Raw genomic sequence first — 24,150 nt, 5'->3', positions numbered from 1 at the left:
CAGTTTACGCACCCCTTGCTTTACCACCCCGCGGATAGATTTGACCTAGCGAATGTGTAGGAGCCGTGTACGCAAGCGAGGGAGGTGGGGCCTCGGGCAGAAGACCAGGGAACCTCTTTCGATCGTCGATGTTTCACGCAAAGCAAGACACGAGAAAAGGAACAGCTAATGGAACGCAACATCCTTCTTTGCTGCGGTGCAGGCATGAGCTCGGGCTTTCTTGCGAGCTCCACTGAGAAGGCCGCCATCGAGACCGGCCTCGACTACAACGTGAGCGCCAAGAGCCAGAGCGTGGCCCTCGAGGAGATGCCCGACTTCGACGCCGTCCTGCTCGGGCCGCACTTCGCCAACTCCGTCGACGAGTTCGAGGAGGTCCGCGAGGACACCGGCTGCGACACCATCATCGCCGTCATCCCCCGCGAGATCTACGGCAACGTGGACGGCAAGGCCCTGCTCGGCTTCATCAAGGAGCTGCTTGGCGACTAATCGCCCACGCACCACGGATTCCTGCCGGGCAGACGCCCGGCTCCGCATACCCGCGCCACCAGCGCGGGCCGAGAGCAAGCGAAAGGAGTAGACATGTCCGAAGAGTTCGAGGGAACCGCCAAGGAAAGCAAGTTGATGCATTGGATTGAGCACACCCTCGCCCCCAAGACCCGTGCCTTCATGGCGCGCCCCTGGCTGTCTGGCTTTACGAACGGCATCATGAAGTGCCTGCCGTTCATCCTCACCGGCTGCCTGATCTTCTTCTACAACGCCATCCGCAGCTGGATTCCCGCCCTTCCCGACCTGAGCCTCGTCCAGACCTACACCTTCTCGATGCTCGGCCTGATCTACACCTACATGATCCCGCACGAGCTCATGGCGACGCTCAAGCACCGCAAGTTCATGGTCACCGCCGGCATCACGGGCATCTGCGTCTACATGCTCACCATGGCCGGCGTCATGGACGAGACCGGCACCTACATCACCATCGAGTTCGCGCGCTTCGGGCCCACCGGCTCCATGGTCGCCATGCTCGTCGGCCTTGAGGTCGCCTTCATCTTCAACCTCTGGGCAAAGGTCCAGCTGTTCAAGAAGGGCTCCTCGGTCCCCACGTTCGTGCAGGAGTGGATCAACAACATCATCCCGATCTTCGTCTGCGTCCTGGTCCAGATGATCATCGTCGGCATCGCTCAGGTCGACCTCTACAGCACCGTGCTGTGGCTCTTCTCCCCCATCCAGGCCGTCGCGCAGTCCTTCCCGGGCTTCGTCCTCTGGAACTTCATCCAGACCTTCTTCTACACCATCGGCGTCTCCGGCTGGACGTGGACCGGCCTGTGCAACTCCTGGCAGGTTCCCGCCATGGCCGAGAACATCGCCTCTGGCCTCACCGGAGTGAACGGTTACCTCAACGTCTCTGAGGTCATCTCCGGCATCGGCCTCATCAACCTCGGCGGCATCGGCGCCACGCTCGCCCTCAACGTCCTGCTGCTCTTCAGCAAGTCCAAGCGCCTGCGCACGCTCGGCCGCGTGACGATTGCCCCGTCGCTGTTCAACATCAACGAGCCCGTCCTCTACGGCACGCCCGTCGTCTACAACCCCACGCTCTTCATCCCGGCCAACATCACGGCCATCGTGGGCTCGATCATCACCTGGTTCATCTTCAGGCTCGACCTGCTCGCGCTGCCCACGGTCGCGGCGACCAACGTGGGCACCCTGCCGGTCATCGCCAACACGGTGATGCTGACGGGCGACCTGCGCGGCATCCTCTGGTGGGTCGTGCTCTTCGCGGTGTACCTCATCATCTACTTCCCGTTCTTCAAGGCGTTCGAGAAGGGTGAGGTCGCCAAGGAGAACGGCGAGGCCGCCAAGCTCGAGGCCCAGGAGTAGCGCAGCCCGACTCGTTCAGGCTGACCCCGGCCCGACGGGCCAAAGCAAAGCCAAGTGGGGCGTGGTCGGACGGCCACGCCCCATTTTGGAATCAAGGACGACACACCAGACGAAAGGAGACCGTCATGGCAGACGAGAAGAACGCGTTCACCCCCGAGGAGGAGGCAAAGCGCGAGCAGGAGTTCATGGAGGCGGCCATCAAGATCATCATGCCGGCGGGCGACGCCCGTCACAACGCCTCCGAGTCGGTCGACGCCCTCATCGCCGGTGATGACGAGAAGGCCGAGGAGCTCCTCAAGGAGGCGCACCAGAACATCCTCGCCGCCCACAAGGTACAGACCGAGCTCATCCAGTCCGAGGCGGCACGTGAGATGAACACCGGGACCTCAACCAAGATCCCGCTGCTGTTCATCCACGCCCAGGACACCCTCATGACCATCATGTCCGAGGTGACCCTCACCGAGTCCATGGAGAAGATGTACCGCTCCCTCAGGGACTCCCGCTAGACAAGCCGCGAGGAAGGGGCGAGAAGGACATGGACATCGTTCGAGAGTTTCCCGAGGGGTTCATGTGGGGCGCCGCAACGAGCGCCTACCAGTGCGAGGGCGCCGCTCTCGAGGACGGCAAGCGGGAGAGCCAGCAAGACGTCATCAACCGTGAGATTCACGACGAGTACGGCTACGCCGACGCGTCGGTCACCGCCGACCACTACCACCACTACAAGGAGGACGTCGCCCTCATGGCGGAGATGGGGTTCACCTCGTACCGCTTCTCCATCAGCTGGGCTCGCGTCCTGCCCGACGGCACCGGAGAGCCCAACCCGGCGGGCGTCCGCTTCTATCACGACCTGATCGCCGAGCTGCGCTCCCATGGCATCGAGCCCGTCGTGACCATGTGGCACTACGACCTTCCCATGGCGCTTGTCGAGCGCTATGGCGGGTGGCGCAGCCGTCAGATCGTCGACGACTTCGAGTACTACGCGCGCTTCATACTGAACGAGTACAAGGACGAGGTCAGATACTGGCTCACCATCAACGAGCAGAGCATCGTGGTGAACTACATCGACCGCAAGAACCTCATCAGCAAGGCCGACTACTTCAACCCGCGCTTCCGCTACCAGGCGAACCACTACATGAACCTCGCCCACGCCAAGGCGGCCATCGCCGCGCACGAGATCGTCGAGGGAGCCCAGGTGGGAGCCGCCCTCGACTGCGCGCCCTACTACCCCGCCAGCAGCGACCCCGCCGACATACTCGCGGCTCGCGGGGCAAACGCGTTCAAGAACTACTTCTACATGGACGCCTACATCAAGGGCGAGTACACGCCCTCGGTCATGCGCTACCTCGAGCGTCAGGGCCTCATGTTCGACATCGAGCCGGGCGACCTCGATCTCATCAAGCGCGGCTCGGAGTGCTTCGACTTCCTGGGGGTCAACTACTACCAGAGCGCCTGCGTCAAGGCTCCCACCCCGGGTGCCTCGCGTCGCCCCAAGGACAACAACAAGACCGGCAAGGGAGGACACGCGGTCAGCGAGATCCAGCCCGACCTCTTTGAGGGGACGGACAACCCGCACCTCGAGTCCACGGACTTCTCGATGCCCATCGACCCGAACGGCCTCGAATTCATCCTCGAGGAGATCAACGACCGCTACGGCATTCCGGTCATGATCTGCGAGAACGGCTTCGGCGGCTATGACACGCTCGAGAAGGACGGCTCCGTCCACGACCCCTATCGGATAGAGTACCTGCGCGCGCACATCAAGGCCATCGGCCGCGCCATCGCCAACGGCGTCACCGTCCTGGGCTACAACCCCTGGAGCGCGATGGACCTGCTCTCCACGAGCAACGGCATCGCCAAGCGCTACGGCTTCGTCTACGTGGACCGCACCGACGACGACGAGCGCGAATGCAAGCGATATCGTAAGGACTCGTTCTGGTGGTATCGCAACGTGATCGCCACCAACGGCAAGAACCTCGAGTAGCACCGGGCGAGGGGGCCCGTCGCCCCCTCGCCTACGACGCTTCGGAAAGGGAGACGATGGAGACCATAAACGTAGGCGCGGCCATCTTCGCAGCGGCGCTCGCCGTGCTCGCACCGATCCTGTTCATCCTCTACGTGTTCAGGTTCCGCAAGCTCGCCTTCCACCTCCCGGACGTCCTGATGGGCATCATCGTGTCCTGGTTCGCGCAGACGGTCCTCTTCAGCCTGATCGTCCGTCTCGTCCCCCAGATCCCGGGGCTTTCCCTCCTCTCGGGCGATCCGCTGGCCCAGCAGCTGCTCTACGGAGTCGCCGGCGCCGTCTGCTTCCTCGGGGGCTGGCTCGCGGTGTGGGCCACCACCTATCAGCGCCGCTTCTCCGAGGGTCAGGTCTCTCGCCTCACGGTGGGCGCCAGCGTGATCAAGATCCTCTCGGACATCATGTCCGCCGCCATCTCCAACGTGACGGTGGCCCTGCGCATCTCCGACGGCACGCTGGAGGGGTTGCTCGCCCAGAGCGTCAACAATCCCGCCGTGGACGCCGCCGAGCTCGCCGCCACCTACGAGTCCTACACGCCGGCCCAGTATCTCTATCTCGGCATCCTTGCCATCCTGGTCATTCAGACCACCTACCTCGTGCTGCTGCAGATCGCCGAGGGCAAACCCGCCTGGCAGCCCGTCGTCTGGAGCCTGGCGTTCTCGTTCGTCTACAACTTCACCTACTCCATCCCCATCCCCAACGTCATGCTGATCGTCGCCATGGCCCTCGCAATCGCAGAGCTGGTCGTCATCAGCCGCATCATGGGAGACTACCTCGCACGAAAGGATGCGTAGCACGCGGCCTCCACTTCCGTGACGGCGACCGGCAGCCCCGTTGAGCTGCCCGGCATTCGTGTTACCATCGGAACATCACTTCGACGAAGGGGGACGCATGGACGGCACCGAGGACAAGAACTCGGGCGGCACGGCTCCCGACGACCTCTTCGAGAGCGGCCGCTACGAGGGCTACATCGGGAGGCTGAAGCACTTCAGCCTCATCAACTCCCTGCTCAAGACCTTCAACCGAAGCTCCGTCTCGAGCCCTAGCAGCATCATCGCTCGCTACTTCCTCACCCACTTCGAGGAGTTCCCCGACCTCAACATCTACGACGTCGCCCGCGACTGCTTCACCTCGCGCTCCGGCATCCGTCGCTTCGCGCAGCAGGCCGGGTTCGAGAACTTCAGCCAGATGAAGGCGAACTACTGGGAGTGGGTGCTCTGGCAGAGGTACTTCACCGACTACGTCGACCACGACGACATCCGCGCCAACCTCGTCGAGCGTATCAACTCCATGTTCGACGACATCAACGAGATGGTGTCCGAGGACTCCCTCCGCGAGCTCGCGAACATGATTCATGATGCCGCCTGCCCCGTGCTTCTCGCCTCGGACTTCTCCGCCATGGCGGTGCGCGAGTTCCAGCAGTCCATGATCTTCATGCACAAGCTGATACGCGTGATCAGCGACTCCGACGGGGACGAGGCGGTGCTCAAGACGCTCGCTCCGGACGATGTCGTCATCGTCATCTCGGCCTCCGGGAACTTCGCCGACGCCGCCGGCATCGAGCTCGAAACGTGCCCCGCGCGCAGCGTCCTCGTCACCCTCAACCGCGACGCCGAGCTCGCCGCGTCCTACGACGTTGTCTACCACCTCTCACGTCGCGAGTACCGCAGGGTCAGGACCGTGTACTCGGAGTACGGCATCCGCTACTTCTTCGACCTCCTCTACAACATGTACTTCCGCCTCTACGGCGAGAAGGGCGAGCGGCGGCGCTGAGCCGGCGAGTGGGGGTCCACTTAACGGCCCGCATGTGAGAACTCCTTCTGGGATGCTTACGGTAGCCAAAGCCGTCGGCGGCACGCCCCGGCGCAACCGTCCCGTCGAAAGGAGCATCTCATGCACTATGACCATGATCCTAAGTTCCCCGAGGGGTTCCTGTGGGGCGCATCGAGCGCAGCATGGCAGGTCGAGGGAGCGACGGACGCTGACGGTCGCACCCCCGCCATCATCGACCTCAACTCCCAGACCAAGGTCCCCTTCGCCGACAACTCCATCGCCGCCGACCACTACCACCACGCGCACGAGGACGTCGAGCTCATGGCCGAGTGCGGCTTCACGAGCTATCGCTTCTCGCTCGCCTGGCCGCGCATCATCCCCCACTCCGACGGCAAGGTGAACGAGGCGGGCATCGCCTTCTACAACGAGCTCATCGACGACCTCGTCGCCCACAACATCACCCCGATCGTCACGCTCTACCACTACGACATGCCCGTGTGGGTCGACGAGGAGCTCGGCGGCTGGAAGAGCCGCAAGACCGTCGACGCCTTCGAGCACTACGCGCGCGTCTGCTTCGAGCGCTTCGGCGACCGCGTCAAGTACTGGCTCGCCATCAACGAGCAGAACATGCAGATCTGCTACGGCGACTGGCTCGGCGTCGACAAGGGCTGCGACGACTGGTTCCGCGACAAGTGGCGCGTCAACCACATCATGAACCTGTGCCACGCCAAGGCCGTCAACGCCTGTCACGAGCTCGTCCCCGGCGGCAAGATCGGCCCCGTGCCGGGCATGGTGCCCATCTACCCCTTCTCCTCCGAGCCCATGGACCAGATCGCGGCCATGAACGCCGAGGAGTTCACCGAGAAGATCTGGAACGACACGGACGCCTACGGCGAGTACAGCACCTTCCTCAAGAACTACTGGAAGAACAACGACATCGACCCCGGCATCGAGCCCGGTGACGAGGAGCTGATGAAGTCCGCCAAGATCGACTTCATCGCCGTGAACTGCTACCGCTCCAACACCGCGCGCTGGGCGGCCGCCAACGCCGCCGCGCAGGCGCAGCTGATGAACAAGACGGGCGAGAAGGGCAAGCTCATCTTCCCCACCGTCCCCGGCCAGTACCAGCTCTGCTACAACCCCTACGTCCCCTACACCGACTGGGACTGGGAGATCGACCCCGTCTCCATGCGCTACGTGATGCGCTACCTGTGGGACCACTACCACCTGCCCATGGTCGTCACCGAGAACGGCTTCGGTGCCCACGAGCACAAGGACGAGAACGGCGAGGTCCACGACCAGTACCGCATCGACTTCCTGCGTGACACCGTCTACCAGCTGGGCCTTGCCATCGAGGACGGCGTCGAGATCTTCGGCTACAACCCCTGGTCGTTCACCGACCTGCTCTCCACCGGCAACGGCATCGAGAAGCGCTACGGCCTCGTCTACATCGACGCAACCGACGACGAGCTCAACGAGGCCAAGGCGGCAGGCGTGCTGCCCCCGATGAAGCGCATCAAGAAGGACTCGTTCCACTGGTACTCCAAGCTCATCAAGTCCAACGGCGCCGAGTGGGGCTGTGACATGACGAGCCACGCCGAGCCCGTCGACACCGCGCACGCCAAGGAGGACTAGCAGCATGGCCGACTCCGTTTTCCCCAAGGACTTCCTCTGGGGCGCGTCCACCAGCGCCTACCAGGTCGAGGGTGCCGCTCTCGAGGGCGGCAAGAAGGCCTCCCAGCAGGACGTCATCAACGCCAAGAACTTCGAGGAGCGTGGCTTTGCCACCGCTGAGGTCACGAGCGACCACTACCACCACATGCATGAGGACGTGGAGCTCATGGCGGAGATGGGTCTCAAGGCCTATCGCTTCTCGATCGCCTGGTCGCGCGTCATCCCCGACGGTACGGGAGAGCCCAACCCCGAGGGCGTGAAGTTCTACCATGACCTCATCGACGACCTCATCGCCCACGGCATCGAGCCGATCGTCACGCTCTATCACTACGATCTCCCCTGGGCCCTCGTGGAGCGCTACGACGGTTGGATCTCCCGTCAGGTGGTTGACGACTTCGCCGCCTACGCGCGCTTCGTCATCTCCGAGTACGGCGACAAGGTCAAGTACTGGACCACGATCAACGAGCAGAGCATCATCGTCCAGTACTGGACGCAGAAGTGCTTCATCGCCGACAAGTACCTCTCGCAGAACCAGCTCCGCTACCAGATCAACCACCACATGAACCTCGCGCACGCCATCGCGTGCAACCTGGTCCACGAGCTGGTCCCGGGTGGCATGGTCGGGTCGGTCATCGGCTATTCGCCGGTCTACCCGCTGACGTCCAAGCCCGAGGACGTCATGGCGGCGCAGAACGCCCACGACCTGCGCAACGCCTACTACCTCGACATCTACTTCAAGGGCCACTACACCAAGTCCGCGCAGCTCTATCTCGAGCGCCACGGCCTCGCCCCCAAGATCGAGCCCGGAGACATGGAGCTCATCGCCTCCGGGTCCTCCGACTTCCTGGGCATCAACTACTACGCCAGCGAGTGCGCCAAGTGGTGCCCCGACGACGGCAGCAAGGAGATTCGCTGGAGCGGCGTCAACTGGTCCGGCAAGAAGGGCGACATCAGCGGCTTCGAGACGCACCCCGGCTTCTACGAGATGTGCAAGAACCCCAACCTTGACACCACAGACTGGGACTGGGCTATCGACCCCATCGGCATGGAGTACCTGCTCAGAGACATCTACACGCGCTACGGCAAGCCGCTCATGATCCTGGAGAACGGCCTGGGGGCCTTCGACGAGCTCACTTCCGACGGCCACGTCCATGACCAGTATCGCATCGACTACCTCCGCGACCACATCGCCGCCGTGAGCCGCGCCATCGACTACGGCGTGCCGGTGATCGCCTACAGCCCGTGGTCGTGTGTCGACCTGCTTTCCACGAGCAACGGCGTGAAGAAGCGCTACGGCTTCATCTACGTCGACCGGACCGACGACGACCCGCGCGAATGCGCGCGCATCCGCAAGGATTCGTTCTGGTGGTACAAGGACGTCATCGCGTCGAACGGCGCTGACCTCTAGCGAGACGACAGGGGCGCCCTCGGGCGCCCCTTCTATTTTGACGATTCGGAGGATAGGAGCATGGGCATGGCTGCCGAGACGGACACGCGACGGGCGGGACTTCTCGCCTTCGACCTCGACGGGACGGTCTTCGGGGACCACGTCACCGAGGAGCTCTCTCCGCGGGTTCGCTCGGCGTTCGAAGAGCTGCATCGGCGCGGCTGGGTCCTCTGCGCCGCGTCCGGCCGTGCCCGCCAGGAGCTCGGAAGCGGCATCCTGGAGACCCCCTGGATCGAGTGGCAGCTCTGCTGCAACGGCGCCGCACTCTTCCGCCACGGAGACGACAGGCCTGCCATAGCGCACCTCATGACCCACAAGCAGGCTCTAGTGGTGCGCGAGGTTCTCGGGACACGCCCCCTTCGCTACTGGACTCACACCAACGAAGGCATGCTCATTGACCGCGAGGCGGACCTCTGGGAGGACCCGGGTGCCATCGGAGGGCTGATGGTCGTAGACGACCCGCTCAACGGACCGGGCGTGGAGGAGGGCGTCTACAAGGTCATGGCTCACTTCGCGACCGAGCAGGACCGCCTCGATGCCGAGAGGGTCTTTGCACCCCATGCCGACCCCTACGAGGTCATCAACCAGGGCCCGCTGGCACTCGAGTTCACCCTCAAGGGAGTGAGCAAGGGATCGACCGCGCTCGACCTCTGCCTGAGAGAGGGAATCGACCCCGCCGCCTCCGTGGGCATCGGCGACTCCGGCAACGACATGTCCTTCACCGAGACCCCCATGACGTTCGTCGCCATGGAAAGCGCCGAGCAGAAGGTGCTCGACGTCGCGGACTACGTCTGCCCTGACGTGGAACACGACGGCGTCGCCGTCTGGATCGAGGAGCACCTGCTGGGCTGAGCGGAGCGCCTCCCGCGCGGCGCGACGTCGTCAGATGAGGTCGAGGAAGCTCTTCCCCTCCCCCATGGGAGACAGGTCGAAGTTTTCCAGAATGGTGGCACCCAGGTCGCTCGCTGCCGCGCGCGCCCCCAGGGACACGCCGCCCGCCCGCATCGAGGGCGACCAGACGAGCAGGGGCACAAGCTCTCGCGTGTGATCCGTGCCCCTATAGGTCGGGTCGTTTCCATGGTCTGCCGTGATCACGAGGAGGTCGCGCTCCCCGAGCCGTCTCATGACGTTGGCAAGGCGCCTGTCGAGGGCCTCGAGGGCGCGGCCGTCCCCCACGACGTCACGACGATGCCCGTAGACCGAATCGAAGTCCACGAGGTTGCAGAAGCAGAGGCCTCGCCAGCTGTGTGAGAGGACCTCGTCGACGTGGTCCATGCCATCCATGTTGGAGCGGTTGTGGTAGGCGCGCGTGAAGCCCTCGCCGCAGAAGAGGTCCCAGGTCTTTCCCACCGCGATCACGTCAAATCCGGCGTCGGACAGCTTTGTGAGCACTGTAGGGCCGGTGGGCTTGAGCCCGAAGTCCCTCCGATTGTCCGTCCTGACGAAGGAGTCCCTCGACGAGCCAACGAACGGGCGGGCGATGACGCGCCCCATGGTCACCTCGGGTCCGTTCACCAGGGAGCGAACCACCTCGCAAATTCGATAGAGCTCGGGTACCGGAACGACCTCCTCGTGCGCGGCGATCTGCAGCACCGAGTCGCCCGAGGTGTAGACGATGAGGTCACCGGTCTCCAGATGTCGCTCCCCGTAGTCCACGAGGACCTTGGTTCCCGAGTACGGGCGGTTGCAGAGGATGCCACGGCCGGAAACCTCGCCGATCTTCTCGAGAAGCCAATCCGGGAACCCCTCGGGGAAATAGTCGACGTGAAAGCGTACCGGCAGGCACATCATCTCCCAGTGGCCGTCGAGGGAGTCGTTGCCCAGACTGGTGACGCGCATGGAGCCGTAGGCACCGAGCGGGGCATCCGGACGGGGAACGTCGGGAAGCCCCTCGGGCCTCGTGAGACCGACGCCGAGCGAACAGAGCGTCGGGATGCGCAGCGCGCTGGGCATGCTCCGGGAGAAGTAGGTCGCGACATGCCCCAGCGTATTGGCTCCCTCGCTCGAGAAGGAGGCCGCGTCAGGCGCGCCGCCCACGCCGATAGAATCGGCGACGATCACGAGGACGCGCTCGAACCTCATGCCCCCACCTCGTCGAGAATGCTCGCGGCCGCCGACACGCCCAGACGACTCGCGCCCGCTTCGATCATGGCAAGCGCGGAGGCGAGGGTGCGGATGCCGCCAGAAGCCTTGACACCCATCTCCTGCCCGACGGCATCGCGCATGAGCCGGACGTCCTCCACGGTGGCACCCCCGTCGAGAATCCCGTCGAGGTCTTCACGAAGTCGGCGCCCGCTCGCTTGGCGCAGGCACAGGCGACGCGCTTCTGCTCGTCCGTGAGCAGGCAGGTCTCGATGATTACCTTGAGCAGGGCGCCTCGGTCGTGGGATCTCTCGGCGAGCGCCGCGATCTCGGCCTGGACGACGTTGGACTCTCCCGCCCTGAGCATGCCGACGTTGATCACCATGTCGAGCTCGCGCGCTCCGTCCCGGAGCGCGCGGGACGCCTCGGCGACCTTGGCCTCGGTCGAGGTCGCCCCCAGCGGGAACCCGATCACGGTGCACGTAGCGACGGTGCTTCCAGACAGCGACTCGGCGACGCGCGACACCCAGCAGGGGTTCACGCATACGGAGGCCGTCGAGAGCCGGAGCGCGTCCGCGCAGACGCGGTCTACGTCGGAGGCCGTTGCCTCGGGCTTGAGCAGGGTGTAGTCCATGCAGGTGGCAAGTTCTTCGCGCGTGAGCTTCATGTTGGCTCCTTATGGGCGGGCTCGGGAACTGAGTCCTACTCGAAGCGGCACACGCCGGCGGCGTCCACGCGCGCGAGCACGATCGGCTCGGGCGCTGGGGGCTCGGCGGCGATATGGACCGCAGAGGTGAACGTGGCGAGCGCGTCCGCGAGCCGGCTCTCGTCAGAGGTGTGCAGAAGGGCGACGACCTCGCCCTCCTCGACGGCATCCCCGCGGTTCTTGAGAAGCGTGATGCCGGCAGAGGGGTCGATCTCGTCCTCCAGGCGCTCGCGTCCGGCACCTAGCTCGACGCTGGCGATCCCGATGGCGGTGGTATCGAGCCGCGTAACGTAACCTGACCGGTCGGCGAGGACCGCATGCTCGACGGATGCACGACGGAAGCGACTGGTGTCCCTGAGGCATGAGACGTCCCCGCCCTGGGCCTCGATCATCTCGCAGAGCTTGGCAAAGGCCGAGCCGTCAGCAATCGCCCCCGCGGCGAGGGTCGCCCCCTCCTCGCGCGTGGTCGCCCGTCCGGCGAGGACGAGCATCTCGGCGGCCAGCGCCACGCATTCGTGCTCGAGGTCCTCGGGACCATTGCCGCACAGGGTGTTGGCGACCTCGATGACCTCGAGCGAGTTGCCTATGGCGTGACCGAGCGGGCGGTCCATGTTGGTAACGAGCGCCACCGTGGTGCGACCGGCGCCCTCGCCGATGGCTACCATGGTCTGGGCGAGCTCAATCGCGGAGTCGAGGTCCTGCATGAACGCGCCCGAACCAACCTTCACGTCGAGCAGGATCTTGTCGGAGCCTGCAGCGAGCTTCTTGCTCATGATGCTCGAGGCTATGAGCGGCACGGAGCTCACGGTTGCCGTCACGTCACGAAGGGCGTAGATGATCTTGTCGGCCGGAACGAGGTTACCCGTCTGCCCCACGATCGCGCAGCCGTGCTCCAGCACCGTTCTCACGAAACGCTCGCGGTCCAGCGCCGTCGTGAGCCCGGGGATGCTCTCGAGCTTGTCGAGCGTGCCTCCTGTATGGCCGAGGCCGCGACCGCTCATCTTGGCGACCGGAACCCCCAGGGATGCCACGATGGGGATGACGGCGAGCGACGTCTTGTCGCCCACGCCACCAGTCGAGTGCTTGTCCACCTTGATGCCCGGGATGGCCGAGAGGTCGACGACGTCGCCCGAGCGCTCCATCGCAAGCGTCAGCGTGGTGGTCTCGCGGTCGCTCATCCCCCGCAGATAGATGGCCATGAGGAGCGCCGTAGCCTGATAGTCTGGGATCTCGCCCGCCACGAGGCCGCTCACGAAGAACGAGATCTCCTCGTCCGTGAGCTCCCGACCGTCCCGCTTCTTCTCGATGATGTCGTACATGCGCATGGCGAACCCTCCGTCCGTCGCCCTCCGTTGCGCCCATCATAGGGGCGGAAGGGGCGGACGGCGTTGACGCGTCGGGAAGCGGGGGACCTCAATGTGGCCCCAAGCATGCCGTCCCAGATCCGCCGAGACGGACACGCGTTTACGGCTGTGACATTGCGGTGGAGCCCAAGGCAGAAATGCGGTGCCCCTGTGGCACTTTTCGCCTCGTCTGAGTGCCTCGAAGGACCATTGCAGGAAGCGGGTGGATTTGGTCCATTTCTCAACAGGCTTTTTGCCGACCAGTCTGGCGGCTTGCTCAGGCGGGGCGAGACAATCCACTCAGACAACGCAAAAAGTGACACAGCGATGCCGAAAAACTGCCTTGGGGTCATCAGGCGGACAACGAGCCCTACCGCGCCGCCTCGAGCCGTGCGAGCACGGTCTTGGTGGCCGCGATCGCGGCGTCCACGTTGTCCTCGGCATCGGAGATCTTCTTCTGCACGTAGAGGTCCACGAAGGGGTTGTCCACGAGGACGTCGAGGGCCGAGGCGATCGCGCCCACGTCCACGCGCAGCGCCTCGATGCCGCGAACGTCCGAGAGCTCGCGCGTGAACGCGTAGAGGTCGGCGCGGGCCTGGTCGAGCGCGCCGCGGGCGTCGTTGAGGCTCCAGTGCTTGAGGACGCTCGTCAAAGGGCCGCCCATCACCAGGTCGAAGAGCCCCCAGTTGCTCGCGCTGCCGAGCGCGTCAGCGGCCTCCTCCAGGCTGGCGAGCGCCCTGCGGCCCGCCGCCACGGCCTCCTGCACCTCGCGTCTCTCGTCCGGCGTCATGGGACCCTCCTCGGTTCGAGTTCCTCTCGCCCATGGTAGCAGGCCCGTGCGCGGCTGCCGCGTGTAAGCCCACGTAAATCCCTGAGAACGATACCGTTTGTGGAGAATCGCGCACGCCCGGCCGAATCAGGCGCATACTTTTCCTATCTGTGGTCTTGAGGGAAGGAATGCCCATGCTTCGAGTTGGTCTTCTCACGAGCGGCGGCGACTGCCAGGCGCTCAACGCAACCATGCGCGGCATCGTCAAGACGCTCTACCGCCAGTCCGACGAGCCCGTCGAGGTCTACGGCTTCGAGGACGGCTACCAGGGCCTGATCTACGAGCACTACCGCATGATGGACAACCGCGACTTCTCCGGCCTGCTCACGCGCGGCGGCACCGTCCTCGGCACGAGCCGCACCCCGTTCAAGCTGCTCGACACGCCCGAGGCCGACGGCATCAACAAGGTCGAGGCGATGAAGCACACCTATCGCAAGCTCAAGCTCGACTGCCTGTTCATGCTCGGCGGCAACGGCTCCACCAAGACGGCCAACCGCCTCTCCGAGGAGGGCCTGAACGTCATCGCGCTGCCCAAGACCATCGACAACGACACCTGGGGCACCGACCTCACCTTCGGCTTCACCAGCTCCGTCGAGGTGGCCACCCGCTGCATCGACGAGATCCACACCACCGCCAGCTCCCACGGCCGCGTCTTCGTAATCGAGATCATGGGCCACAAGGTCGGCTGGATCCCGCTGTACGCGGGCGTGGCCGGCGGCGCCGACGTCATCCTCATCCCCGAGATCCCCTACGACATGGACAACGTCGTCCGCGTCATCGAGGAGCGCGACAAGGCCGGCTCGCGCTTCACGATCGTCGTGGTCGCCGAGGGTGCCATCTCCAAGGAGGAGGCCGCCCTCTCCAAGAAGGAGTACAAGAAGCTCGTGGCCGCACGCACCACGCCGTCCGTGGCCTACGACATCGCGGCGGAGATCGACAAGCGCACCGGTCGCGAGATCCGCATCGCCGTGCCCGGCCACACCCAGCGCGGCGGCCAGCCCGACGCCCAGGACCGCATCTTCGCCACGCAGTGCGGCGTCGAGGCGGCGCTCGGCTGCCTCGAGGGCAAGTTCGGCTTCATGGTCGCCCAGAAGAAGGGCAAGATGACCCGCGTGCCGCTCAAGGAGGTCGCCGGCAAGCTCAAGTACGTCGACCCCGAGGGTGACCTCGTGCGCGAGGCCAAGGCGCTCGGCATCAGCTTCGGCGACGAGTAGCGCCCTCCCCCCACACCGCTCAGACACGAAGGCGGGACCCCTCGGGGCCCCGCCTTTTCTCGTGACGAGAGGGACGTGCGCGCGGACCTACAGCATGTTGCGCGCGGCGAACTCCGCCTGGACCGTGGCCAGCATGAGCTCCACGTCGTCGAGGCCGAGGTGCCGCTCGGACTCCCCTGCCTTGAGCGTGCCGCGCCGGCGCGCCCAGCTCTCGAGCGAGGCGGGTCGCTGCTCATGCGGGAGCGTCTTGGTCTCGGGGTCCACGCGACGGCAGATGTCGCGCGTGTCGATGGGCACCACGCGCCCGGCCTTGCGCGCCTCGGCGTAGCCGTCGATGTGCAGCATGAACCACGAGTCCTCGAACGCGGCGTTGTGGGCCATGTACGGGTAGGCGGTGAGGGCGGCGAGAAGCGCTGCCTGGGCCTGGCTGTCCTCGCGGAACGGCCGCTTGCCCTCCAGGTCGGACCACGAGATCCTATGGATGTCCGCGAGCGGCACGCCCTTCTCGGCGTACATCTCGGGCAGGCCGAAATAGCCGGCAAAGGGGTCGTGCGGCCGCGCGTCGGGGCCCACGGTCATGAACTCGAGGCCCACGTTGATGATGTAGCCGCGCGCGGGATCGCGGTCGGTGGTCTCGATGTCGATGCCCACGACCATGCCCGAGACCGGCGCGTCCACCCACGCCACGTTGAGGTCGCGCGCGTCCGGTCCGGCGAGTCGCGCCACCTGCGCGTCACGCCGATGCTGGAGCACGGCGACGGCATGGATCAGGTCCTCGTTCGAGAGGGAGCGAGCGAGCGTGGAGACGTTGACGTTGCGCAGGCGCTCGATGCCGTAGCGGTCGCAGAGGTCGCGGTTGCGGTCGGCGAGCGAGCGGATGAGGTCGAAGGCGCAGGGCTCCTTGCCCGCCGGCGCCTCGCGCCAGGCACCCATGAGCGTGACCAGGGCGTCCTCGTTGCGCGCACGCTCCGCGGAGAGCGACGCGTCGTCGGTGAGGAACCCCGGGAACACGAGGGCGCTCGCGCAGTCTATGGCCTGGCTGAGATCCACGAATGCTCACTCCCGTCAAAGGAAAAGACGCCGAGAAGAGCCCGGCGCCTTCCTAGGCTAGCAGAACGCCCGTGCCTGCGGGCGGAAAGCACGTCCCTGTGGAGGGAACGCATAACCCCGCGGATGACCGCCGGCCCCACACGAGGTGACGCTTAAGCTTTCGGGGTTGTTGTAGGCTCGCCTCATTCGAGCGCTTACGAATTCGGGGTAGTTGTAGGCTCTGGCACCGCTCCCCGTGGCGAGAAGTACTTCTCGCCGAAAAAACCGCAGCTAGTCGCTACGGGACGGCACTTCTCGACGATGGGGTGCCCTCGGCGGGGTACAACAACCCCAGATTCATAAGCGTCCAGACGACCGGACACTACAACTACCCCGAATTCTTAAGCACGAGGGGCGCCGACGAGCCCACGACAGGTGCAGCAGACGCGAACCGCCCGCGCGACGCCTACTCGGCGAGAAACACGCGGCCCTCGCGGCGCGGCTTGGGATCGGGAACCTCCGCGGGGTACCCCAGGATGCAGTGGCCGATTCCCTCGTAGTCGCCCTCGATGCCCAGCCCTGCGAGGATGGCCTTGCCCTCGGGCGTGTCGAACTCCTCGCGGGCGCGGTGGATCCAGCAGCTGCCCAGGCCGAGCGCGTGCGCGGCGAGCATGAGGTTGCCCATCACGAGGCTGCCGTCGTAGACGCGGTTGCGCTGGTCGCGCGGGGCGAGCACCACGAGGACGACCGGCGCGCCGTAGAACGGGTCGCGGTCGGGATCGCCGATTATCCCTGCGTTCATGGCGGAGAGCCGGTCGCGCAGCTCGCGGTTCGTGACCGCGACGATGATGGGGTCCTGCTGGCCCATGCCGCTCGCCGCCCAGAGCCCGGCCTCGACCACGGTCTCGATCTGCTCTGTGCTCGGGACCTCGTCGGTGTAGGCGCGCACGCTGCGGCGCTCCTCCATGGCCCTGATGACCTCGTTCATGATGCGCTCCTCTCGGGTGGGTCCGTCTCGTTCGTTATACCCGAGAGTGCGCGGCCGCTATCCCTCGACCTCGCGCAGCAGGTCGGCGGGGTCCACGCCGTAGAGGCGCGCGAGCTTCACGAGGTTCGTGGTGGACGGCTCGGACGCGCCCTGCTCCCACTTGGACACGGCCTGTCGGCTCACGCCGAGCTTCTCGGCCACGAGCTCCTGCGTCATCTTGCAGCCCTCGCGACGCTCACGTAGCACCTCGCCGAGCGAGCGGCGCGCGGCCACGGTCTCGGGGCTCTTGTCGGCCTTCTCCTGCCGCAGGAACCAGCGGATGGCGAGGACCACCAGCACGATGAAAAGGACCCAGGGCACCACCCTGCCAAGGAGGATCGGAATCAGGACTATCGCGATCTCCATCGGCCCCATTCCATAGATCATGACGCCCTCCCTTCGCCGACTTTGCCCCACTGTAGCCGAGCGACGCAGTTGCGCCCACCACCTATCGCGCAACGGGCGGTTGCGTTTGGGTTGCGGCGGAAGCGTCCGCCCGAGAGCCCTAGCCGAAGAGGCTCAGGCGCGCGAGGGAGCGCCGGAAGGAGGCGAGGTCGAGCCCGCCGGGGCCGCGCAGCGTCGAGAGGCAGATGGGCACCGACAGGGCATCGCTGCGGACGAGCGGGCGGATGACGTAGCCTTCGGGCGCACCCGTGATGTTGCCGACGAAGATGAACGAGTAGCACCGCCCGTCGGTGACGGGCTCGGGGACCGCGTCGCCCACCGAGCAGCGGACGATCTCTGAGCGCAGGCCGCGTCTGAGGTACTCATCCACCACGGCATGGCAGTAGTGGTCGAAGTTGCAGGGGTAGAGCACGGGGTAGTCCGCGAGCTCGTCGAGCGTGATCTCGCTCTTGGCGGCGAGCGGGTGGTTCAGCGGGACGAGGACGTCGGAGGAGACGGTGCCGAGCGGGGTGCACGCCACGTCGTCCGCCTCGAGCGCGCCCACGGTGATGAGGCCGTCCACGCGCCTGGCGCGGAGCACGTCGAGCCCCTCGGTGCAGTCCAGCAGCTCGACTTCGACGCGACGGCCGAGCACCTTGTCCGTCACCGTTGAGATCAGGCGGACGAGCCGGTCGACCCCCGGGTAAGCGGGGCAGCAGAACCCCATGCGGAAAGGCGAGTTAGCGACGACGGCCGGCGCGCTTGCGAAGCGCTCGAGCGCTTCCCACTCGTCGAGCACGCGCCTGGCGCGCGTCGAGAAGGCGCGGCCGAGCGGGGTCGGTGTGACGCCCGCGCTGCGACGCTCGAAGAGGGGCTCGCCGAGGGCGCCCTCGAGCTCAGCCATGGCCTTGGAGACCGCCTGCACGGAGACGCCCTCCCGCGCGGCGGCGGCGGAGAAGCTCCCCAGGTCCACGATGGCGCAGACGTATCTGACCTGCTTGATGTTCATGACCCTCCCGGCATTCTCTCAACCTAGAGCCTTTTAATGTTTGCACATGCCCGATGATTAACCTTTGGTAACCGTCGCTGTAAACGCTTGGTTGAACAGCGCCGTATGCGTTCGGCGACGCCGGGGCACGCTCACGGGATTGGGCGGGCACGCGGGCGACGCGCGTCCTACAATGCCCTTGGATGTGAGAACGTTTCCAGTCAGAGAGGTGTCCCGCACATGACAAACGAGAAGAACGTCGCGCCCGCGCCGCAGCGCCCGCGCCGCACCCGTCAGCCGCTCGCCCGCTCAGCGGAGCGCGCGCACGACGACGCCGAGTTCCTCCGCCGCCTGCGCCGCCACCACGACGAGCTGCGCTGGCTCTACATGGAGCTCTACGACAACGGCGCCATGTTCGCCGAGCTCTGCGACCAGATGAAGGCCTTCTACGACGAGCGCCCGGAGCCCCTCAAGGCCCTCGACGCCCGGCGCGAGGGGCGCGCGTGGTATCGGGACCGCGACCTTCTCGGCATGCAGATGTACATCGACAACTTCGCCGGCAACCTCCGCGGCGTGGAGGACCGTCTGGACTACCTGGATCAGACCGGGGTCAACTACCTCCACCTCATGCCCTTCCTGGACACGCCCGCCGACCGCAGCCGCTCCGACGGCGGCTACGCGGTCTCCGACTTCCGCCGCGTCAAGCCCGAGCTGGGCACGATGGAGGACCTCGCACGCCTCGCCGAGAGGTGCCACGAGCGCGGCATCAGCCTCTGCATGGACTTCGTCATGAACCACACCTCCGACGAGCACGAGTGGGCGCGGCGCGCCCGCGCCGGCGAGGGCGAGTACATGAGCCGCTACTTCTTCACCGGCGACCAGGCCCTCATCGACCGCTACACGCGCGACGTGCCCCAGGTCTTCCCCACCACCGCGCCGGGCCACTTCACCTACCTGCCGGAGCTCGGCCAGTCCGTGATGACGCAGTTCTACCCCTACCAGTGGGACCTCAACTACAAGAACCCGCGCGTCTTCAACGAGATGATGTACAACTTCCTCTACCTGGCCAACCAGGGCATGGACGTCATCCGCATCGACGCCGTGCCCTACATCTGGAAGCAGCTCGGCACCAACTGCCGCAACCTCCCGCAGGTCCACACGATCGTGCGCATGATGCGCATGATCTCGGAGGTCGTCTGCCCGGGCATCGTCCTTCTCGGCGAGGTCGTCATGGCGCCGGTGGAGGTCGTGCCCTACTTCGGCACCGTCGAGAAGCCCGAGTGCCACATGCTCTACAACGTCACGACGATGGCGACCACCTGGAACAGCGTGGCCTGCCGCGACACGCGCCTGCTGCGCCGCCAGCTCGAGGCCGTCTGCGGCCTGCCGCGCGCCTACACCTTCCTCAACTACCTGCGCTGCCACGACGACGTCGGCTGGGGCCTCGACTACGCCACGCTCTCCGACTGGGGCATGGAGGAGGTGCCGCACAAGCGCTACCTCAACGCCTACTTCCAGGGGCACACCGAGGGCAGCGTCAGCCGCGGCGAGCTCTACAACGCCGACCCCGTGACCGGCGACGCCCGCTTCTGCGCCACCACGGCCTCCATGTGCGGCATCGAGGCCGCGGGCTTCGAGGGCGACGCGGACGCCATGGACGTGGCCATCCGCAAGGACGTCATGCTCCACGCCTACCTGCTCACCCAGTCCGGCCTGCCGATCGTCTACAGCGGCGACGAGGTCGGCCAGGTGAACGACTACTCCTACCACGACGACCCCGAGCGAGTGGACGACTCCCGCTACATTCACCGCGGCCGCTTCGACTGGGCGCTCGTGGACCGCGTCGATGAGCCCGGCACCGTCCAGCAGCGCCTCTACGACGCGCTCCGGGCCCTCGAGGGCATCCGTCGCGGCGAGGAGGTCTTCGGGGCGGACGCGGAGGTGCGCGTCGTGGGCTACGGCGACCCGGCGATCCTGTGGGTGGAGCGGCGCCTGGGCGGCAGGACCCTGCACGCGGTCTTCAACTTCTCCGACGAGGACCGGACCGTCTGGATGCCGGAGCGCGCCGAGTACGTCGACCTCGTGACGGGAAAGAAGTCCCAGCTCGAGACCTTTGAGCTCCCGAGCTGGGACTTCAGATGGTGGCTTCGCTAGGGGCGCCTGGGCGCCGGGGCGCGGGGGCTACTCCGTCTCCGCGTCCCCCACGCCGATCCTCTCGGTCGTGTCCTCGGTGATCCACAGGGTGTTGCGGTCACGCGAGATGAACTGGCGCGTGACGCCGTCCTCGAGCACGAACACCTCGGCGTTCTCGGGGGCGAGCTCGTAGAGGACGTCGTTGTAGTCGACGACCTCGTTGTTCTCGCCGCTCATGGTGACGCTGCGGACCTCGGTCGCGTCGGTGTCCACCCCCTCGGGGACGTTGCTCCCGAACGGGTCGAACTCCATGACCACGCCCGCCGCGATCACGGCGACCCGATGATTCCCACGATGACGCGGCCTGCCTTGCCCGGAACCGCCATGCGAACCCCTCTCGCTACTTCTCCTCGTACAGCTCGATGATAGCGTCATCCTTGATCACGAAGGCGAGACGGACGTTGTCCCCCACGCGCTCCGGCCCGAAGATCGTGCGGTCGGCGTCCATCATGTAGGGCTCGATGTCGTCCACGCGATACGCCACGTGCGGCTGCTTGGAGAGGATCTCCGGGAAGCGCGTGCCCTCCTCGAACTTGAGGTACTCGATCTTGTAGTCGTACTCGTCCACGCTCTCGTTCACCCAGAAGCCGCCCCACTCGTTGTAGACCATGTTGGGCTTCTTGTTGAGGACGGGGATGCCTACGTGCATGTACTCGGCTGACATGTGAGCCTCCTGACCTGATTTCCGCGCACGGCGAGAAGAGCCGCGAGCTCGACCTACTCCTTGAAGAAGACGGGCGTGTGGGCGGGCGCGGCCCACAGGCGGCAGAACTCGTCGTCCCACTTGGCGACGTTCATCTGGAAGCCGCCGGACTCCTGGACCGTGAGGATCTCGCCCACCATGCTGGCCACGACCTCGACGCCCCGCTCGTTCAGGTACCTCACGGCGTCCTTGAACAGGATGAGCATCTCCATCATCGTCGTGGCGCCGCAGCCGTTGATCATGACGAAGGCCTTGTCGCCGGAGGCGAGGCCCGTGGCCTCCACCAACTTGGGGGCGATGAGGCCGATCGTCTCGGCGGAGGAGGCCATCGGGACGCGGACGCCGCCGCCCTCGCCGTGCTGGCCCGCGCCGATCTCCATCTGGTCCGTCTCGCCCAGGTCACCGAAGGACATGCCGTTCTGCGGGTGCGTGGCGTCGGTGCTCTTGACGGTGATGGAGGCCATGCTCGCGGCGTAGCGCTCCGCGATCTCGGCCACCTCGTCGAGGCTCTTGCCCTCGGCGGCCGCCGCGGCGACGATGTGGTAGAGGGGCACGCAGCCGGCGAGACCGCGCTGGTTGTCCTCGCCCTCCGGGTCGTAGCGGATCTCCTCGCCCGTCACGACCTGGCGGACGTTCAGGCCCGCCTTCTGGGCGAGCTTCATGGCCTGCTTGCCCGCCAGCTGGTCGCCGGCGTAGTTGAGCGTGAGCAGCAGGACGCCGTGGCCCTTGTCGGCGAGCTTCAGGGCCTCGAAGACCGCCATGCCGTTGGGAGCCGCGAAGATGTCTCCGTCGACCTGGACGTCCAGCATGCCCGGGCCCACGAAGCCCTTCTGGGCGGGCTCGTGGCCGGAGCCGCCGTAGGTGACGATCGTCACGCGGTCGGCGCCCTCGAGGGCGCGGCTCACCACGGTGTGGCCGTCGACGGTGAGGATGTCGCCGTAGGCCAGCGCGAAGCCCTCGAGCTCCTCGTCGGTGATGGTCTCCTGCGCGTTGATGAACTTCTTCATCATGGTCCGTGCTCCTCTCAGTCGTCTGTCCGCTCGGGCGCTACGCCTCCGCGAGCCCCTTGAAGAACCGTGCCATCGAGACCGCGCCCGCGTCGGGCGTGCCGATGGTCTTGTCGCCGTAGCTCTTGGCGCGGCCGAACTTCGACGGGAAGTTCCTGCTGTTCTCGGCCCCCGCCTCGGCGGCCTCCGCGGCCTCGTCGAAGAGGTCGAGCTCGTCTCCGGTGCAGGCGGCGATGGCCTCGCTCGCCGGGATCAGCGCGTCCATCATCGTCTTGTCGCCCACCTGCGCCCCGCTCATGTCGGAGAGCTCCTCGAGGGCGTTGGCGAACATGGCCTTGAGCTGCTCGACCGTGACCTCGCTGGAGTCGGGCGCCGCCTCCTGCAGGCCGTCGAGCCAGGTGTTCCACAGCGGCACGGCGCTGCCGCCGTTGAGCACCATCACGGACATCGCCGCGTCGTCGAGCATCTGCTGGACGGTGCCGTTGGCGCCGGCCACGGAGCTGCTGATCGCGGAGGCGATCTTGGACATGGTGATCCCGTGGTCGGCGTCCCCGAAGCGCGAGTCAATCTCGGTCAGCTCGGCCTCGGCCGAGATGACCTCCATGCAGCCGTGAAGCAGCCGCGCCGCCAGTTCGTCCCGTGTCATCTGGGCATTCCTCCCCCGTCGCGGTTTTCGTTGCCTCAATCGTATGGGGAGCCCGGGAGCGCGGCCCAACGACACGGGCGAACAGCGCGCTGCGTTCGGCTAGCGGCGCGCGTCGGGGCGGCGATCTCCCGCCGCGTGCGCCGCGTGCGCTACACTAGGGGCGGAACAGGGAGGTTAACGTTAACATGGACATCAACCAGATCGCCCAGATGGCGGGCGTGTCCCGCGCCACCGTCTCACGCTACCTGAACGACGGCTACGTCAGCCAGGAGAAGCGCGCCGCCATCCGCCGCGTCATCGAGAAGACCGGCTACGTGCCCTCCCGCCAGGCAAAGTCGCTGCGCACCGGCAAGACCAACGTCGTGGGCGTCATCATCCCCAAGATCAACTCCGCCTCGGTGAGCCGGATGGTCGCGGGCATCACCCTCGTCCTCAACGAGGCCGGCTACCAGGTCCTTCTCGCCAACACGGACAACGATGCCGCGCGCGAGGTGGACTACCTGCGCCTCTTCTCGGAGAAGAGCCAGGTGGACGGCGTCATCCTCATCGCAACCGTCGTCACTCCCGAGCACCGCGCCGCCATCGCGGGCCTGCCCGTGCCGGCCGTGGTGCTCGACCAGGACGTCGACGTCTGCTCCTGCGTCTACCAGGACGACTACGCCGCCATGCGCGAGGTCGCCGCGGTCGCGCTCAGGACGGCGACCCACCCCGCCTACATCGGCGTCTTCGAGGAGGACGTCGCCGTCGGCCAGATGCGCCGCAGGGGGTTCCTCGCGGCGTGCGCCGACGCTGGCCTCGAGGTGCCCGAGCGCGCCCTGCGCATCGCCGAGTTCTCCGTCGACTCCGGCTACGAGCAGGCCGAAGCGCTGCTCGAGGACTACCCCGAGCTCGACGCCATCGTCTGCGCCACCGACTCGATCGCCTACGGCGCCCTCACCTGCCTGCGCGAGTACGGCCGGCGCGTCCCCGAGGACGTCGTCGTGACCGGCGTGGACGACTCCGAGATCTCGCAGATCGTCACGCCCACGCTCACCACGGTCCACAACCACTACAAGACCTCCGGCGCCGAGACGGCGCGCATGCTCGTGGGCTTCATGTCGGGCGAGGAGAACGTGCCGCGCAAGGTCAAGATGGGCTACGAGGTCGTGACGAGGAACTCCACCCGCTAGCCATCCGACCGACGAACCGTTTGCCGAGAAGAGCGTCCCGCTCGCGC

Annotated in this window: 24 protein-coding genes; 12 read left to right on the top strand and 12 right to left on the bottom strand. The window is 66.1% G+C overall.

Going from position 1 to position 24,150, the window contains the following annotated elements; translation table 11 throughout:
• The first annotated feature begins 168 nt into the window (after positions 1-168).
• From INF26_RS03120 to INF26_RS03080, 9 genes are all read left to right on the top strand, one after another.
• Positions 169-486, top strand: a complete 318-nt coding sequence (locus tag INF26_RS03120) for a PTS sugar transporter subunit IIB (RefSeq protein WP_193529252.1) — start codon at positions 169-171, stop codon at positions 484-486.
• Positions 487-579: 93 nt separating this feature from the next.
• A complete protein-coding gene (locus tag INF26_RS03115) occupies positions 580-1,872 on the top strand; it encodes a PTS transporter subunit EIIC (RefSeq protein WP_193529251.1) in 1,293 nt (430 codons plus the stop codon).
• Between the two features lie 125 nt (positions 1,873-1,997).
• Positions 1,998-2,378: a PTS lactose/cellobiose transporter subunit IIA gene (locus INF26_RS03110; RefSeq protein WP_226371817.1), complete on the top strand. Its 381-nt coding sequence runs from the start codon at positions 1,998-2,000 to the stop codon at positions 2,376-2,378.
• A gap of 29 nt (positions 2,379-2,407) precedes the next feature.
• Positions 2,408-3,853, top strand: coding sequence for a glycoside hydrolase family 1 protein (locus tag INF26_RS03105; protein WP_226371816.1), 1,446 nt, complete (start codon positions 2,408-2,410; stop codon positions 3,851-3,853).
• 56 nt (positions 3,854-3,909) lie between these two features.
• Positions 3,910-4,683 (top strand): hypothetical protein, encoded by a 774-nt coding sequence (locus INF26_RS03100; protein ID WP_193529250.1) that lies wholly within the window; start codon positions 3,910-3,912, stop codon positions 4,681-4,683.
• 97 nt (positions 4,684-4,780) lie between these two features.
• Positions 4,781-5,662, top strand: a complete 882-nt coding sequence (locus INF26_RS03095; protein ID WP_193529249.1) for a MurR/RpiR family transcriptional regulator — start codon at positions 4,781-4,783, stop codon at positions 5,660-5,662.
• 120 nt (positions 5,663-5,782) lie between these two features.
• Complete coding sequence (locus INF26_RS03090; RefSeq protein WP_193529248.1) at positions 5,783-7,297, top strand: glycoside hydrolase family 1 protein; 1,515 nt, start codon at positions 5,783-5,785, stop codon at positions 7,295-7,297.
• Positions 7,298-7,301: 4 nt separating this feature from the next.
• The gene (locus INF26_RS03085; protein WP_193529247.1) at positions 7,302-8,744 is read left to right on the top strand and encodes a glycoside hydrolase family 1 protein; all 1,443 of its coding nucleotides are present in this window, start codon (positions 7,302-7,304) and stop codon (positions 8,742-8,744) included.
• A gap of 66 nt (positions 8,745-8,810) precedes the next feature.
• The gene (locus tag INF26_RS03080) at positions 8,811-9,635 is read left to right on the top strand and encodes an HAD hydrolase family protein (RefSeq protein ID WP_193529246.1); all 825 of its coding nucleotides are present in this window, start codon (positions 8,811-8,813) and stop codon (positions 9,633-9,635) included.
• 30 nt (positions 9,636-9,665) lie between these two features.
• Here the strand turns inward: INF26_RS03080 and INF26_RS03075 are convergent, their stop codons facing one another.
• The 4 genes from INF26_RS03075 to INF26_RS03060 form a co-directional block, all read right to left on the bottom strand.
• Complete coding sequence (locus tag INF26_RS03075; protein WP_193529245.1) at positions 9,666-10,865, bottom strand: phosphopentomutase; 1,200 nt, start codon at positions 10,863-10,865, stop codon at positions 9,666-9,668.
• A gap of 64 nt (positions 10,866-10,929) precedes the next feature.
• Complete coding sequence (gene deoC / locus INF26_RS03070) at positions 10,930-11,532, bottom strand: deoxyribose-phosphate aldolase (protein WP_332307291.1); 603 nt, start codon at positions 11,530-11,532, stop codon at positions 10,930-10,932.
• Positions 11,533-11,567: 35 nt separating this feature from the next.
• Positions 11,568-12,896: a thymidine phosphorylase gene (locus INF26_RS03065; protein ID WP_193529244.1), complete on the bottom strand. Its 1,329-nt coding sequence runs from the start codon at positions 12,894-12,896 to the stop codon at positions 11,568-11,570.
• Between the two features lie 388 nt (positions 12,897-13,284).
• Entirely contained in the window at positions 13,285-13,704 is a 420-nt protein-coding gene (locus INF26_RS03060) for a hypothetical protein (RefSeq protein WP_193529243.1), read from the bottom strand.
• Between the two features lie 173 nt (positions 13,705-13,877).
• On the opposite strand from INF26_RS03060, the gene INF26_RS03055 reads away from it, so the two are divergent.
• Positions 13,878-14,957 (top strand): 6-phosphofructokinase, encoded by a 1,080-nt coding sequence (locus INF26_RS03055; protein ID WP_193529242.1) that lies wholly within the window; start codon positions 13,878-13,880, stop codon positions 14,955-14,957.
• Between the two features lie 87 nt (positions 14,958-15,044).
• Here INF26_RS03055 and INF26_RS03050 read toward each other — a convergent pair whose 3' ends face one another.
• From INF26_RS03050 to INF26_RS03035, 4 genes are all read right to left on the bottom strand, one after another.
• Positions 15,045-16,007, bottom strand: a complete 963-nt coding sequence (locus INF26_RS03050) for a 3'-5' exonuclease (RefSeq protein ID WP_193529241.1) — start codon at positions 16,005-16,007, stop codon at positions 15,045-15,047.
• 445 nt (positions 16,008-16,452) lie between these two features.
• Complete coding sequence (locus tag INF26_RS03045; protein WP_193529240.1) at positions 16,453-16,974, bottom strand: nitroreductase family protein; 522 nt, start codon at positions 16,972-16,974, stop codon at positions 16,453-16,455.
• A gap of 57 nt (positions 16,975-17,031) precedes the next feature.
• Entirely contained in the window at positions 17,032-17,400 is a 369-nt protein-coding gene (locus INF26_RS03040; RefSeq protein ID WP_226371815.1) for a helix-turn-helix domain-containing protein, read from the bottom strand.
• 118 nt (positions 17,401-17,518) lie between these two features.
• Entirely contained in the window at positions 17,519-18,406 is an 888-nt protein-coding gene (locus INF26_RS03035; RefSeq protein ID WP_193529239.1) for a LysR family transcriptional regulator, read from the bottom strand.
• A 219-nt stretch (positions 18,407-18,625) separates the two neighbouring features.
• Between INF26_RS03035 and INF26_RS03030 the strand changes: the two genes are divergently transcribed.
• Positions 18,626-20,539, top strand: a complete 1,914-nt coding sequence (locus INF26_RS03030) for an amylosucrase (RefSeq protein ID WP_193529238.1) — start codon at positions 18,626-18,628, stop codon at positions 20,537-20,539.
• Between the two features lie 27 nt (positions 20,540-20,566).
• Here the strand turns inward: INF26_RS03030 and INF26_RS03025 are convergent, their stop codons facing one another.
• The 4 genes from INF26_RS03025 to INF26_RS03010 all read right to left on the bottom strand — a co-directional run bounded on the left by INF26_RS03025 (position 20,567) and on the right by INF26_RS03010 (position 22,934).
• Complete coding sequence (locus INF26_RS03025) at positions 20,567-20,851, bottom strand: hypothetical protein (RefSeq protein ID WP_193529237.1); 285 nt, start codon at positions 20,849-20,851, stop codon at positions 20,567-20,569.
• A gap of 67 nt (positions 20,852-20,918) precedes the next feature.
• Positions 20,919-21,242: a hypothetical protein gene (locus tag INF26_RS03020; RefSeq protein WP_193529236.1), complete on the bottom strand. Its 324-nt coding sequence runs from the start codon at positions 21,240-21,242 to the stop codon at positions 20,919-20,921.
• A 53-nt stretch (positions 21,243-21,295) separates the two neighbouring features.
• On the bottom strand, positions 21,296-22,291 hold the full coding sequence (locus INF26_RS03015; RefSeq protein WP_226371814.1) for a dihydroxyacetone kinase subunit DhaK: 996 nt from the start codon (positions 22,289-22,291) through the stop codon (positions 21,296-21,298).
• 37 nt (positions 22,292-22,328) lie between these two features.
• Positions 22,329-22,934, bottom strand: a complete 606-nt coding sequence (locus INF26_RS03010) for a DAK2 domain-containing protein (RefSeq protein WP_193529235.1) — start codon at positions 22,932-22,934, stop codon at positions 22,329-22,331.
• Between the two features lie 185 nt (positions 22,935-23,119).
• On the opposite strand from INF26_RS03010, the gene INF26_RS03005 reads away from it, so the two are divergent.
• Positions 23,120-24,103, top strand: a complete 984-nt coding sequence (locus INF26_RS03005; protein ID WP_193529234.1) for a LacI family DNA-binding transcriptional regulator — start codon at positions 23,120-23,122, stop codon at positions 24,101-24,103.
• Positions 24,104-24,150 lie beyond the last annotated feature (47 nt).

The organism is Thermophilibacter gallinarum (genome assembly GCF_014982725.1).
Classification (GTDB): Bacteria; Actinomycetota; Coriobacteriia; order Coriobacteriales; family Atopobiaceae; genus Thermophilibacter; species Thermophilibacter gallinarum.
This window is presented reverse-complemented; position numbering and strand designations above follow the sequence as displayed.

Coding starts and splice junctions, on each gene's coding strand:
- INF26_RS03045 (WP_193529240.1), bottom strand. CDS start 16,974: ATGAACGAGGTCATCAGGGCCATGGAGGAGCGCCGCAGCGTGCGCGCC.
- INF26_RS03040 (WP_226371815.1), bottom strand. CDS start 17,400: ATGATCTATGGAATGGGGCCGATGGAGATCGCGATAGTCCTGATTCCG.
- INF26_RS03065 (WP_193529244.1), bottom strand. CDS start 12,896: ATGCGCATGTACGACATCATCGAGAAGAAGCGGGACGGTCGGGAGCTC.
- INF26_RS03105 (WP_226371816.1), top strand. CDS start 2,408: ATGGACATCGTTCGAGAGTTTCCCGAGGGGTTCATGTGGGGCGCCGCA.
- INF26_RS03035 (WP_193529239.1), bottom strand. CDS start 18,406: ATGAACATCAAGCAGGTCAGATACGTCTGCGCCATCGTGGACCTGGGG.
- INF26_RS03055 (WP_193529242.1), top strand. CDS start 13,878: ATGCTTCGAGTTGGTCTTCTCACGAGCGGCGGCGACTGCCAGGCGCTC.
- INF26_RS03010 (WP_193529235.1), bottom strand. CDS start 22,934: ATGACACGGGACGAACTGGCGGCGCGGCTGCTTCACGGCTGCATGGAG.
- deoC (WP_332307291.1), bottom strand. CDS start 11,532: ATGAAGCTCACGCGCGAAGAACTTGCCACCTGCATGGACTACACCCTG.
- INF26_RS03120 (WP_193529252.1), top strand. CDS start 169: ATGGAACGCAACATCCTTCTTTGCTGCGGTGCAGGCATGAGCTCGGGC.
- INF26_RS03100 (WP_193529250.1), top strand. CDS start 3,910: ATGGAGACCATAAACGTAGGCGCGGCCATCTTCGCAGCGGCGCTCGCC.
- INF26_RS03015 (WP_226371814.1), bottom strand. CDS start 22,291: ATGATGAAGAAGTTCATCAACGCGCAGGAGACCATCACCGACGAGGAG.
- INF26_RS03030 (WP_193529238.1), top strand. CDS start 18,626: ATGACAAACGAGAAGAACGTCGCGCCCGCGCCGCAGCGCCCGCGCCGC.
- INF26_RS03020 (WP_193529236.1), bottom strand. CDS start 21,242: ATGTCAGCCGAGTACATGCACGTAGGCATCCCCGTCCTCAACAAGAAG.
- INF26_RS03075 (WP_193529245.1), bottom strand. CDS start 10,865: ATGAGGTTCGAGCGCGTCCTCGTGATCGTCGCCGATTCTATCGGCGTG.
- INF26_RS03090 (WP_193529248.1), top strand. CDS start 5,783: ATGCACTATGACCATGATCCTAAGTTCCCCGAGGGGTTCCTGTGGGGC.
- INF26_RS03085 (WP_193529247.1), top strand. CDS start 7,302: ATGGCCGACTCCGTTTTCCCCAAGGACTTCCTCTGGGGCGCGTCCACC.
- INF26_RS03115 (WP_193529251.1), top strand. CDS start 580: ATGTCCGAAGAGTTCGAGGGAACCGCCAAGGAAAGCAAGTTGATGCAT.
- INF26_RS03110 (WP_226371817.1), top strand. CDS start 1,998: ATGGCAGACGAGAAGAACGCGTTCACCCCCGAGGAGGAGGCAAAGCGC.
- INF26_RS03095 (WP_193529249.1), top strand. CDS start 4,781: ATGGACGGCACCGAGGACAAGAACTCGGGCGGCACGGCTCCCGACGAC.
- INF26_RS03005 (WP_193529234.1), top strand. CDS start 23,120: ATGGACATCAACCAGATCGCCCAGATGGCGGGCGTGTCCCGCGCCACC.
- INF26_RS03080 (WP_193529246.1), top strand. CDS start 8,811: ATGGCTGCCGAGACGGACACGCGACGGGCGGGACTTCTCGCCTTCGAC.
- INF26_RS03060 (WP_193529243.1), bottom strand. CDS start 13,704: ATGACGCCGGACGAGAGACGCGAGGTGCAGGAGGCCGTGGCGGCGGGC.